This is a genomic window from Paenibacillus phytohabitans (assembly GCF_013141775.1).
GTDB lineage: Bacteria > Bacillota > Bacilli > Paenibacillales > Paenibacillaceae > Paenibacillus_AQ > Paenibacillus_AQ phytohabitans.
Genome location: NZ_WHOB01000093.1, coordinates 193,945 through 205,431, shown reverse-complemented (window position 1 = coordinate 205,431; position 11,487 = coordinate 193,945). Strand labels below are relative to the sequence as shown.

Below are 11,487 nucleotides of genomic sequence, written 5' to 3'. Positions count from 1 at the left end.
TTATGATTTTCGTTTATCCTGTTTGGTTTTCATCATCACCGGTCTGCGTTTCATCAGAGCCATCGGAGCACGCAGGAACAGATCTTTCCAGTCACTCAGCCGGAAAGGGGATACCGGCGTCAGATAAGGCACACCGAAGCTTTTGAGCTTGGTGAGGTGGCAGCAGATCAGCAGGAAGAACAGAATGGTGCCGTACATTCCGAGTACTGCTGCGAACAGCATACCGGCGAAGCGCAGCAGCCGCAGCGTAATGCCGGCGCTATACATCGGAATGGAGAAGGATGAGATGGCGGTTACGGCAATAACGATAACCAGGAACGGACTGACAATGCCCGCCTGTACGGCGGCATCGCCGATGATCAGACCGCCGACGATACCCATGGCCGGGCCGATCGGCTTCGGCAGCCGGATGCCGGCTTCCCGCAGAATCTCGATGGCAATTTCCAGAATCAGCACTTCAATCAGTGAAGGGAAGGGGACGCCCTGCCGGGTCTTGATGATGGTGATCGCCAGCTCCGTCGGTATCAGCCCCGGATGAAAGGAGATGAACGAGATATACAGGGACGGGGCCATCAGCGCCAGGAAGGCGGCTGCAAAACGGAGCAGCCGCAGCAGTGTGCCGGGAAGCCAGCGCTCATAATAATCCTCCGGCGATTGCAGCAGCATACTGAAGGTAACCGGTACAATCAGTGCGAAGGGGGTTCCGTCCAGCAGAATAGCAATCCGTCCCTCCAGGAGAGCGCTAATGACCCTGTCCGGCCGTTCAGTATTCTGGACCTGCTGGAAAGGGCTGAGATAGTTGTCTTCAATCAGCTGCTCGATATAGCCGGATTCGGCGAGGAAATCGATATCGATTTTGCGGATGCGGTTCGTAACCTCCTCCAGCAGCTCGGGGTTAACGATATCCTTCATATAGGCCAGAACTATATCCCGCTGAATGGTGTTGCCTGCCCGGTAGGTCTTCATCTCGAGCTGGTCACTGAAGCCCTGGCGACGGAGCATGGAGGTGTTCTCGCTTAATACTTCAGAGAAGCCCAGTCTAGGCCCGCGCAGCAGGGCTTCAGAGACCGGCTCCCCAATCGTGCGGTTGGCTCCTCCGGGCAGCTCAATCAGCAGACCGCCGGGCAATCCTTCAATCAGCAGGGCCGTGTGGCCGAAGAGGACAGATTTATTGAAGCTCTCCACACTGTCCGCTTCATTAAGCTGGCTGAAGGGCAGCAGCTGGTTGGCAATCTCTGCAGAGGACACCGGGCCGGCGGGTATCTCGTACATCAGGAACTGCATAATCCGCATATTAAGAATCCTGTCATTCTGCATGCCGTCTACGTAGATCAGTGCTCCCCGGCCTCCGCCATTCGCGATTGTGAATTCCCGGATATGCAGGTCGCTGTTGGCACCGATAGCCTTCTGCACCGCGAGCAGGTCGGTAGTATAGTTGCCGCTGAAGGGGATTGAAGCCGGTGTGCCCGATTTTGCCCCGGCTGCAGACTGTGCTTGTGACCGGGGAACGGTCCTGGTGCCGTAGCCAGCCTGCCCCCGTCCGCTCCCTACCAGCAGGTACAATGATTTATACAAGTATCCGAGGACAAGCGGAACGAGCAGCGCAACACCCGCCTGAACAAAGATTGCCCAGCCGGGTATATAGGATACAATGGAAGCGAGCAATCTGATCATCCCCCCAGCCGCAGAAATTAAGAATCCGTGTTCATGAAGTTTTCCAAAGTTTGCTTCGATTTAGTCATTTCTCTGAAAAATATAAATAAAAACCGGAGGCGCTCCTGTGGAAGCGCCTCCGGTTTTTATTTAAGATAAGAATTTAATGGAATGACGGGTGCCGCCTTTCCGCCCGCTAACGGCCTCCGGAATTACCGAAAACCGAGTCACCGGGTCACCGGACTACTGGAGGCCGGCTCTTACTGTTACTTGCCGGTAGCCGTGCCGCTTGCCTCAGCATCGCCTGCCGGTGCCTTGCCTTGACCCTGTCCCCGTCCGCCGCCACCCATTCCGCCACCGCCGAAGCCGCCTGTACTGAGCGTGATTTTCTCAGCCTCGGTGGTATCCGTCTTCAGCGTATATTGGATGATGTCATCGGCTTTCAGATCGGACAGGGAAAGTGCAGTCTCCGTCTGAGCGCCGTTGTCGAAGGTGACCGATACGTACTGGGTATCGCTTCCGGTTGTGATATCGGTGGTCTCTTCGGAGAAGTTCTGCATCATGCCGCCGCCTTGACGTCCGCCGCCCTGCGCAGCGTCTTTGCCTCCCCCGTCTGTGGGCTGTCCGCCTTCAGGGGGAGTACCCTGCCCCTCCGCCGGGGCGCCGCCTGCCGCGTTGCCGGGAGCCGCTGCCCCGCCTTCCGGCGCAGTTCCCTCTCCGCCGTTCTGCTGCCGTGCCGGCATATCAGCGGTGTAGAGCGTGATGGTATTTCCGCTGATGCTCTTGATTTTGCCGATATTCATTCCGGCCCGGTCCATCCGGTTCTGGCCTGCCCCGGCAGTCCCGTCCGGCTGAGCCGCCTTGCTGCCGCTCTGGGTCTGGGCTGTCTGAGTATCGCCCGAGGTTGCTGCCGCCGGAGCTGTATCCGAGCTGCAGCCGGCAAGCAGGATCGCAGCAAGCAGGCTGCCGGCCATCATATAAGGCACATGTTTTTTCATATCCATAGTCCTCCTAAACTGTATGGTGTGTATAAACTTCATCGCCTGTTGTCGTATAAAGCTGGCATAAAAAGCCTGGGATTAGGTTTAACACTGTCCTGAAGGACAATATATCAGATGCTCCTGAAAGCAAGCTTAAAGTTAGGCAGAGCTTTCCCGGAAGTTTCGCTTGGTGAAATGTTATATAATGCATAATAGAGTGGATATGACAGAGAACAGGAATGAAGCGTTCAGGAAAGAGGCAGCACATGAAAACCTTACTGGTAACAGGCTACCGCGCGCATGAGCTCGGGATTTACGACAGCAAACATCAGGGTATTCCTTATATTAAGAAGGCGCTCGCCAACCGGCTCGCTCCGCTGATAGAAGAGGGGGTAGAGTGGGTTATCACTCCCGGCCAATACGGCGTCGATCTATGGGCCTGCGAGGTTGTGCTCGAGCTGAAACGGCAATACCCCGGACTGAAGCTGGGGATTATTACAGCCCATGCCGCCCCGGAAGAGAAGTGGAAGGAAGAGAAGCAGAATGAATACCGCCGTATTATTGCCGGAGCAGACTACTACGGAGCTGTGAGCAATGCACCCTATGATGGCAGCTGGCAGTTCAGGGCGAGAGATGATCTGCTGTTCCGCAAAAGCGACGGGATTCTGCTGTTCTACGATGAGGATGCTGCGGAAGGCAGTGTGAAATTCACCAAGGAACGGGCAATGAAGCTGCACGCTGAAGGTGATTATGAACTCTATCTGATGCATGCCGAGGAGATTCAGAACATTGCCGACGAAGAGAGCCAGCGCGGTTACGAATGAGGAGGAGAGCAGGTTGAGTGAAAAGCAGGCTGAAGAGGATATTTGTTATGTAATATTGCTGAGCCCGACTGCACAGGACCGCAGAGATATGGATATCATCCGGGCGCATGTCAGACATCTGCAGGAGCTGGAGCGCAGCGGACAGCTGGTGCTGTGCGGTCCCTTCAGTGACAGTCCCGGCGGAATGGTCATTATCCGCGCCGCTTCCCGTGAAGAGGCAGCTGAGATTGCCGGGCGGGACCCTTATGTACTGTCAGGTATCCGCAGCTATGAACTACGCACCTGGGGCCTGTCCCATGAAGGCAACAGGCACATGGGCATAGCCGCCGAGTAGGCGGCTTACAAGGAAATTTTAGATGAAGCTCTGCAGCGAAGGCGCCTTGCGGACCTTGTAATTCTGCTCGTAGGCATAAGCCAGCCGGATGAGCACCGGTTCCTCATAGGCCCGTGCCGAGAAGGTGACGCCAAAGGGAGCACCGGCTGAGGTGTATCCTGATGGTACTACGATAGACGGATAACCGGCTCTGGACGTAATTCTTGCACCGAAGTCAGCCGGGAACAAGAGGACATCCAGCTGATGCTCCCGCATAGTCGCATCGATACCCAGTTCCTTGCAGAGCCGCAGATCCGTCGCACGGTCGCGCAGATACTGCGGCTCCGTGAGGGTGCCGGAGGTTGTGTATTCGGCATCCAGCAGGGTGGCTTGCCCGAACTTCAGTGTTTCTACCGGATGGGCATGATTGAAGTCAATGATATCCTTCAGGGTTCGCATGGGAGCGCCCGGGCCCAGTTTTGCCAAATAGGCGTTAAGTGAGAGCTTGAATTCATTCAGCACTACAGAGGAATAACTGATCTCCCGTGCAGTTGTAATCTCTGCCGGATCAATAATGGTCGCCCCGAGCTCGCGCATTCTGTCCACTGAGGCATTGAACAGCGCGAGCTGTTCGTCTGTAAGCTCCTCGAAATAATAATCCCGCGGAATCCCGATACGCGCACCCTTCAGGCCGTCTGCATCGAGGAAGACCGTATAATCCGCATGCAGTCTGCCTGTATTCGTACCCATTGAGGCATCGCTGTCGTCCTGTCCAAGCAGGGCATTCAGCAGAAGTACAGCATCGCGGACGGTTCTCGCCATAGGTCCGGCGGTATCCTGCGTATTGGAGAGCGGAAGAATGCCGGAGCGGCTGATCATTCCCACAGTAGGCTTGATGCCGATGACCGATCCAAGGTTGCCGGGATTGAGGATCGAGCCCGAGGTTTCCGTTCCTACGGACACGGCGCAGAAATTGCAGGCAACCGCCACTGCAGATCCGGCGCTGGAGCCGCCTGTCGGCGTGGAGATATTGTAAGGGTTAAGCACCTGACCGCCCCGGGAGCTGAAGCCTGAGGGCATGCCGTTCGTCATGAAATTGGCGAATTCCGTCATGTTGGCCTTGCCCATAATGATCGCCCCGGCTTCGCGCAGCCTGGTAACAATGAAGGCATCCTCCTGCGCAAAGGAATCCGCCAAAGCCAGCGAACCCGCACTGGTATGCATTTTATCCCCTGTGTTGATATTGTCCTTCAGCAATACCGGTATACCGTGCAGCGGTCCCCGGGGCCCCTGAAGCTGTCGTTCCACGTCCAGGGATTCAGCGATGAACAGCGCATCCGGATTAATCTCCAGCACGGAATTGATCGTCAGGCCGTTTTTGTCATGATCTGCAATGCGTTCAAGATACATAAGGACTAATTGTCTGGAAGTGATTTCTCCGGAATCCAGAGCGGCCTGAATCTCCGGTAGGGTAGCCTCTACGATTTCAAAACTCATGCGGGTTCACGCTTCTTTCCCTCTAGGTTTTTTAGGTTTTCTCCTTCATCTAACCATAGTTTTCCCTGTCTTCATAGTGTTGTTTTTGCTGTCCGGGTTACTCTTACAGTCCATGTTAGTTCTGAAAGAAATGTTAGAGGCGTATCTCCTGTGGTTAATAGTTGACATGCACTCACACATCTTGCCAATAACGATTAGGAGGATTACAACTTGAGAAAATGGACTGCATTATTCATGGGGGTTATTCTGTCTGCTGCCTTAACCGCATGCGGCAACAATGAAACGGCTCAGCCGGCTGCTGATGCTTCTGAAGCCCCGGCAGCAACTGCCGGTACAACCGCCACTACAGCCCCAGCCGAACAGACATCCGCCGGCGTTCCGGCTCTGGAGGAACTGCTGCAGAAGACGGCTGCTGCACAATCAGAATTGAAGAGCTTCGCCATGAACTCGCAAATTCAGCAGAATATGGTGGTGAAGCAGGGCGAAACCAATCAGGAACAGGCCATTGAGATGGCAGTGAACGCTGAATATACTAAAGATCCGCTGGAAATGCATCAGGAGATCGTTATGACTCTGGCAGGCCAGGGAGAACAGAAGATGGAGCAGTACGTAACCGCAGACGGCTTCTTCTCGCTGACGAACGGGCAGTGGGTTAAGATGCCGGCTGCGATGACTGAGCAGTTGACCGCTGCCATGCAGCAGTCTGCAAATCCTGAGAAGCAGCTGGAGCAGTTCAACCAAATTGCTGACCAGACGAAAATCACCGAGGAAGGTGACAATTATCTGATAACAGCTGAAGTATCGGGCGAAGAAGTGAAGAATCTGGCGAAGAGCTATCTGAACCAGAGCGGAAGTGTAGACAGCCAGATGACTGCGATGATGGAGCAGATGAATATCAAGAGCATGAACATCGCTTACACCGTGGACAAGAAGACTTATTTCCCGACTTCATCGGATGTTAATCTGGTCATGGATATGAGCAGCGGTGAACAGACCGTCTCGATGGATATGAAGATGAAGGCAACCATTAGCGAACATAACAAAATCACGGAGATCAAGGTTCCGCAGGAAGCTCTGGAGGCGCAAGAGGCTCAAATGCCGGCAACCCAGTAACCGGCCCCAATTAAAGAACAGGCAGAACAGGAGGACCCGTACACCGGGTCCTCCTGTTTGGTCAGGGGAAATGCTGATTACATGATTACAGGCCAAAGGGGGACATACTGTTGAACAGTCCGTAGGCCGCTCCGGCCAATACCGACATTATCAGCTTGTAGAATATATATCCGGTTGCGACATTTGCGGTAGCAATCAGGTACAGGGTATCGATTCCGCGGTTGGAGGTGTTAAGCGGATACTGAAACGCCACGGTGTTGATGCTGACAAAGACGAAGAGAAATGACAGGATAAGCAGGAGAACCGAGAAGGAATACAGGCTGAGGATCAGCGACAGGATAGCCAGAACCAGCAACGCTACAGCGGGAACGAGCAGAGTGCCGAATCTTGCGATCAGCAGCTTGAGATCGAAGCTGACTTTTTCCAGCCGGAGTGCGGCATAAGTAGTCCCGCAGCCAACGGCAATTCCTGCAGCCGTTAATAGAAGCGGCTTCAGAAATCCGGGTCCTATGATTGGCGAGATATCCCATTTAATGAACCAGGTGAGAAAATATAGTGCTGACAGTATTGCCGTCAGTCCCATTGTAATCAGACTGTTCAGCAATTGGGCGGCCTGGACCTCTTTCATCGTACTGTAAGGACGGGTTAGAGCACTCAAGAAAAATCCCCAGTACTGTTTGCTGACGTGCTTAGCCTGCCTGACGCGTTCATCATGGAGCAGATTGTCCCATTGCCCGGATGTTCTGCGCTGGGGCTGCGGTTGCCCGTTATCTGGATTAGGCCCTCCGGGATTCGTAAAGGGAGCTCCGCCTTCCGGATTGTTCATTGCTCATCCTCCTTAAGAAAAATATGGATATCATAGCATTGGCTATAGTATAAGGGGGTTGCCCTATAAATACTATAAATTTGCCAAAGACATAAACCGCCCATACCGGATTCGTTGGCGGGAGAACCTGAATTTCTTAAGTTTCACAGGGTTTAGGCTTAATGGGCTTAATTGTTGTACGCAGTACAGCTTAACTTCCTAAATCCCTGGGTGTTCGGACAGATTGTTGTATGAAATACAAGAATTGTCCCGCTTCACCGCTATGTGGGAAGAGGAATGCTGCCTTTTGTGCAACAATTTCCGATTATACCAGGATTACGAGGGGATGTTGTATTATGGGCAGGATTTTAAAAAGCCTGTATCCCGCAGATAAAATGCGGTTTACAGGCTTTGCGTTGAATGTACCTTACAGGGAAGCTGGCGGGTAATCAGGAAGTTACTCCTGTTCCCGGACAAATCCCTCTTCCGCCAAATACTCCTCGGCTTCTTCTACGGTTTCGAAGGCCATCTCCAGCTGTAGACCTGCATAGAGGTACCACAGATCTTCCTCGAATCTTAGACTCAGCGTGTGGCCATCCTCATTCTTCCATAGAGATTCAGCACCAGTCTGCGCTTTTTTCTTTCTTTTGGCCGGAGCAGGGGCATCGGGAATGAACATGGATAGAGACGTAATCGAAGCATCCACCAGTTCCCGCAGCTCAGCTTCCGAATAATCTCTGATGTTCACCAGACCTTTGTCATCACTCTCATAGCCCCGCAGCAGGCCGGCATAGACGAAGCCGTTGCCGTTCGGGTGGATATAGGAAGCGACGGTCTTCTTGTCGTGCCGGCTCTCCTCGAAGTGGTAGTTCACCCGTCCGAGCGAGACATTCCGCCGTTCCAGCTGGGGGTAGGAATCAAGAATAGCTAATTTCTGTTCAAAAGTAAGCATATGCAGCCTCCGGTTCGCATTTTCGTCAGTTGATTATACCATGCCGGCGGGCAGTGGACTATATAGCCTGCCGGAACTGCTCCGGCCCTTAAGCGGCTCAACCGGCAAGCGGCAGCCGCAGCACGAACGAGCAGCCCTGCGGCGGGGCGCTGCCCAGCTCAAGGCTGCCGCCCATGCCTTCGGCGAGCAGCCTGCTGAAGGTCAGGCCAAGCCCGAGTCCGCGCAGCACGCTCTGCTTGGCAGTGCTGCGGAAGAAGGCTTCGAAGATCAGCTCCCGGCTCTCCGGATGAATACCCGATCCGTTATCTGTCACCGTAATTTCGGCGCTGCCCTGCGGCGTGGCCGCAAGCTCCAGCGTTAATTGAAGCTTGCGGTCCTGTGCCTTCGCCTGCACGCTGTTGTTCAGCAGATTGACGATAATCTGCTGGATACGCAGCGGATCTCCCCGCAGAAACAGCCGGCTCTCCGGCAGATGAAGAATGGGCTCGCAGACATCCTCCCCTTGGGTCAGCTTCCATTGATAGAGGATTTCCTCCAGCAGCGGAGCGGCCTCCAGCCTATCATGACGGACAGCAACAATGCCCGCTGTCAGCGCGTTATAGTCGAGCAGATCCGCGACCATGCGCTGCAGCCGCTCGGCTTCGAGTAAGGCGATACCCAGGAACTCCCCGGCCTCCTCCCCCTCGACCACACCCTCGCGGACCGCATGAAGCAGTCCTTTAATGGAGGTGACCGGGGTCTTCAGTTCATGGGACACTCCGGCCAGCATGACGGCCCGGGACTGCTCGAACTGCTGCAGCTTGCCCGCCATCTCCTGGAAGGATACCAGCAGTTCATGGATTTCCCGCTCCTTGGCTCCGGTCTCCAGCACGATGTTATACTGGCCGCCGCTGATCTGTGCAGCAGCGGCAGCGACCCGCTGAATCGGCTTGGCCAGCTTGATCGACAAGAGGTAGATCGTCAGCCAGCTTAAGATAATCAGGAAGACAATGATGATCGAGAAGAAGGTGATCTCTTCCTGCGGGATATGGCGCAGGGAACGTTTGGACTGCAGGACAATTACCTGCCCGAGCGTTCCCTGATCTCCCTGGATCTGCGCAGCGGCGGCCTTGAATTCCGGGCTGCGGGAATCCGTCAGCGTATCATTCAGCTTATGCCGCATCTCTTCATCCGTCAGCGGAGGCTGGGAGTACAGCAGCTCGCCCGAAGGTCCGGTAATGATGACGCACATCTCCATGGCTACCTTGAAGAACCGCTTGCGGTCTTCGACCAGCTTGTCGAGGCCCTGGGTGATGGCAAGCTGTCCGTCCGTGCCGACGCTGCGGTCGGCAATCTCCTGGGCCAGCAGGCCGGTGGTCTGCATCCGGTTGTTCATCGCCTCCTGCTGAATCCACCAGAAGGTTACCAGCGCCGTCAGCAGCAGCCCGATACTGATAATCAGCAGGTAACGGACGGTCCAGTAGGAGAGGATCGAAGTGGGTTTCTTTGTTCTGTTATTCATGTTGTCCATAATTGATAACCTGTTCCTCTCAGGGTACGGATCTCTCCTTCGCTGTCCGGCCAGTGCGAGAGCGCCTGGCGCAGTCTTTTAATGGAGAGGTCAACGGCCCGGTCGCTTCCTTCGTAATCCATTTCCCACACATGCTCCAGCAGCTGGTCACGGGTGCAGATCTGATTCGGGCGTTCGGCCAGGAACAGCAGCACGGACATATCGCGCGGACTAAGGCTGACCTCAGCCCCGTTCAAGAACACACTGCGCGCAGAGTAATCAATGAACAGGCTGCCGAAATGGCGCTTGCGGCTGCCGTCCGACCACTGCGAGGGGCGGCGCAGCACCGCGTTCACGCGGGCGACAACCTCCTCGGGAATGAACGGCTTCGACATATAGTCGTCGGCCCCGCCGTCCAGTCCCGCCAGCCGGTCATTGATGCCGTCCCTGGCCGTGAGCATAATGACAGGACAGCTGCTTTTCTCCCGGATCAGTCCCAGCAGCTCGAAGCCGTCCATGTTCGGCAGCATAATATCAAGCAGGATCAGCGAGGGCGGCGCCACCTCGAAGGCTTCCAGGGCACTCCGGCCGTCGGCGGCACGGGTGACGTGGAAGCCCGCTTTTCGCAGATAAGCACTGAGCACCCGGGCAATCGCCTCCTCATCCTCAACAATCAGAATGGATTTCATCTATTCAGCCTCCTTCTCAGGCCCGGCGGGGAATGCTTCTCCCGGGGCTACGGCTATGTGTTAGTTAAAATTACGACAATTCTACCATACTGCGGGCCGGTGTGCTTTGACTTCTTCCCGACATATTGCTTTGTTAGAATGGGAACCAAGCCTAATAGGGCATACAGAGAATTGGATGGAGGGAATAAGATGAAGAAGAAAACAATCGCCTTAATCGCAGCCGTAGTCGTTATCGCAGGAGCCATCACAGCATTCATGTTACTTAACAATAGCCTGGGCAATAATGTTGAGATCGAATCTGTTATTCCTGCGCAGAGTCAGGGAACCGAAACCCAGGAAGCGGGAACTGCGAACGCGGCGGCAGCGACTGGTGCTGCAGTTACGGCAGAGCAGCTGAACGGTGCCTGGAGCATTGCGGATACGTCCAAAGTCTACTGGTCAGTGACAACTTCCAAAGAAACTGTTAACTTCGTAGACCCTTCCGTTACCGGAACCTGGAATGTGAATCTGGAGGATGCCAGCTCGATGACGGGCGAAGGAACCGTAGAGATGAGTGCGCTGGATTCCGGCAACGGCCAGCGGGACGAGCATGTCAAGGGGGCAGACTTCCTGGCAGTGACGGAGTTCCCGGAGTCCACATTTACCGTGAGTTCCTTCTCGGAGCTTCCTGCGGAATGGAAGGAGGGCACCGCGGTGCCGGTTGAGCTCCAAGGTACGCTGACAGTCAAGGGGATAGAGAAGGATGTTACGTTTGACTCGCAAGCCGTATACAGCGGCGGACAGCTCATGCTGTCGGGCACAACCATGGTTACCTTTGAAGATTTCGGCATGAGCAATCCGCATTCGATTGTGCTGGATACCGAGAATAACCTTGAGGTCCGCCTGGAGCTTGTACTGAGCAAATAATATAGGATTAGATTGTTAATAAGAAACTCTCCCCGTCACTGCGGATTCGCGGCTGGCGGGGGGAGTTTTTGGTTCGGGTATATATACAAACCTAACAGTGGCCGGAAGTCAAACATTCTCTGCAGCCAAGGCTAATCCCCGCAGTGGAATTTTCCCTGTTCAATCTATATAGTGCCTGGGGTGTGAACCGTCAATTAACGGATTTTGAGTCCGTTTGGCCAACGAATACAGCTGATTTGCTGCAATAGAGGATTCTCAGTCCTTTT

General features: G+C 54.6%; 11 protein-coding genes. 4 read left to right on the top strand and 7 right to left on the bottom strand.

The annotated features are described in order from the left end of the window. On the bottom strand, nucleotides 1-1,674 hold the full coding sequence (locus GC101_RS32055; RefSeq protein ID WP_425497171.1) for a spore germination protein: 1,674 nt from the start codon (nucleotides 1,672-1,674) through the stop codon (nucleotides 1-3). 245 nt (nucleotides 1,675-1,919) lie between these two features. Next, a complete protein-coding gene (locus tag GC101_RS32050; protein ID WP_171720603.1) occupies nucleotides 1,920-2,651 on the bottom strand; it encodes a hypothetical protein in 732 nt (243 codons plus the stop codon). A gap of 248 nt (nucleotides 2,652-2,899) precedes the next feature. On the opposite strand from GC101_RS32050, the gene GC101_RS32045 reads away from it, so the two are divergent. Continuing rightward, complete coding sequence (locus GC101_RS32045; RefSeq protein ID WP_171720602.1) at nucleotides 2,900-3,457, top strand: SLOG family protein; 558 nt, start codon at nucleotides 2,900-2,902, stop codon at nucleotides 3,455-3,457. A 13-nt stretch (nucleotides 3,458-3,470) separates the two neighbouring features. Next, the gene (locus GC101_RS32040) at nucleotides 3,471-3,791 is read left to right on the top strand and encodes a YciI family protein (RefSeq protein WP_171720601.1); all 321 of its coding nucleotides are present in this window, start codon (nucleotides 3,471-3,473) and stop codon (nucleotides 3,789-3,791) included. An 18-nt stretch (nucleotides 3,792-3,809) separates the two neighbouring features. On the opposite strand, the gene GC101_RS32035 is transcribed toward GC101_RS32040, so the two are convergent. Continuing rightward, nucleotides 3,810-5,267 (bottom strand): amidase family protein, encoded by a 1,458-nt coding sequence (locus GC101_RS32035; RefSeq protein WP_171720600.1) that lies wholly within the window; start codon nucleotides 5,265-5,267, stop codon nucleotides 3,810-3,812. 210 nt (nucleotides 5,268-5,477) lie between these two features. Here GC101_RS32035 and GC101_RS32030 point away from each other — a divergent pair, with 210 nt between their 5' ends. After that, nucleotides 5,478-6,380 (top strand): DUF6612 family protein, encoded by a 903-nt coding sequence (locus GC101_RS32030; RefSeq protein ID WP_171720599.1) that lies wholly within the window; start codon nucleotides 5,478-5,480, stop codon nucleotides 6,378-6,380. An 85-nt stretch (nucleotides 6,381-6,465) separates the two neighbouring features. On the opposite strand, the gene GC101_RS32025 is transcribed toward GC101_RS32030, so the two are convergent. From GC101_RS32025 to GC101_RS32010, 4 genes are all read right to left on the bottom strand, one after another. Next, nucleotides 6,466-7,206, bottom strand: coding sequence for a hypothetical protein (locus tag GC101_RS32025; protein ID WP_171720598.1), 741 nt, complete (start codon nucleotides 7,204-7,206; stop codon nucleotides 6,466-6,468). A gap of 436 nt (nucleotides 7,207-7,642) precedes the next feature. Beyond that, the gene (locus GC101_RS32020) at nucleotides 7,643-8,137 is read right to left on the bottom strand and encodes a hypothetical protein (RefSeq protein ID WP_171720597.1); all 495 of its coding nucleotides are present in this window, start codon (nucleotides 8,135-8,137) and stop codon (nucleotides 7,643-7,645) included. 97 nt (nucleotides 8,138-8,234) lie between these two features. After that, nucleotides 8,235-9,647, bottom strand: a complete 1,413-nt coding sequence (locus GC101_RS32015) for a sensor histidine kinase (protein WP_171720596.1) — start codon at nucleotides 9,645-9,647, stop codon at nucleotides 8,235-8,237. Then, nucleotides 9,635-10,315 carry a response regulator transcription factor gene (locus tag GC101_RS32010; protein WP_039305880.1) on the bottom strand — a complete coding sequence of 227 codons (681 nt, stop codon included), beginning with the start codon at nucleotides 10,313-10,315 and terminating at the stop codon, nucleotides 9,635-9,637. The genes GC101_RS32015 and GC101_RS32010 overlap by 13 nt, the downstream gene beginning before the upstream one ends. A gap of 189 nt (nucleotides 10,316-10,504) precedes the next feature. Here GC101_RS32010 and GC101_RS32005 point away from each other — a divergent pair, with 189 nt between their 5' ends. Further along, nucleotides 10,505-11,221 carry a YceI family protein gene (locus GC101_RS32005; RefSeq protein WP_171720595.1) on the top strand — a complete coding sequence of 239 codons (717 nt, stop codon included), beginning with the start codon at nucleotides 10,505-10,507 and terminating at the stop codon, nucleotides 11,219-11,221. Nucleotides 11,222-11,487 lie beyond the last annotated feature (266 nt).

Coding starts and splice junctions, on each gene's coding strand:
- GC101_RS32045 (WP_171720602.1), top strand. CDS start 2,900: ATGAAAACCTTACTGGTAACAGGCTACCGCGCGCATGAGCTCGGGATT.
- GC101_RS32025 (WP_171720598.1), bottom strand. CDS start 7,206: ATGAACAATCCGGAAGGCGGAGCTCCCTTTACGAATCCCGGAGGGCCT.
- GC101_RS32005 (WP_171720595.1), top strand. CDS start 10,505: ATGAAGAAGAAAACAATCGCCTTAATCGCAGCCGTAGTCGTTATCGCA.
- GC101_RS32010 (WP_039305880.1), bottom strand. CDS start 10,315: ATGAAATCCATTCTGATTGTTGAGGATGAGGAGGCGATTGCCCGGGTG.
- GC101_RS32020 (WP_171720597.1), bottom strand. CDS start 8,137: ATGCTTACTTTTGAACAGAAATTAGCTATTCTTGATTCCTACCCCCAG.
- GC101_RS32050 (WP_171720603.1), bottom strand. CDS start 2,651: ATGAAAAAACATGTGCCTTATATGATGGCCGGCAGCCTGCTTGCTGCG.
- GC101_RS32035 (WP_171720600.1), bottom strand. CDS start 5,267: ATGAGTTTTGAAATCGTAGAGGCTACCCTACCGGAGATTCAGGCCGCT.
- GC101_RS32055 (WP_425497171.1), bottom strand. CDS start 1,674: ATGATCAGATTGCTCGCTTCCATTGTATCCTATATACCCGGCTGGGCA.
- GC101_RS32015 (WP_171720596.1), bottom strand. CDS start 9,647: ATGGACAACATGAATAACAGAACAAAGAAACCCACTTCGATCCTCTCC.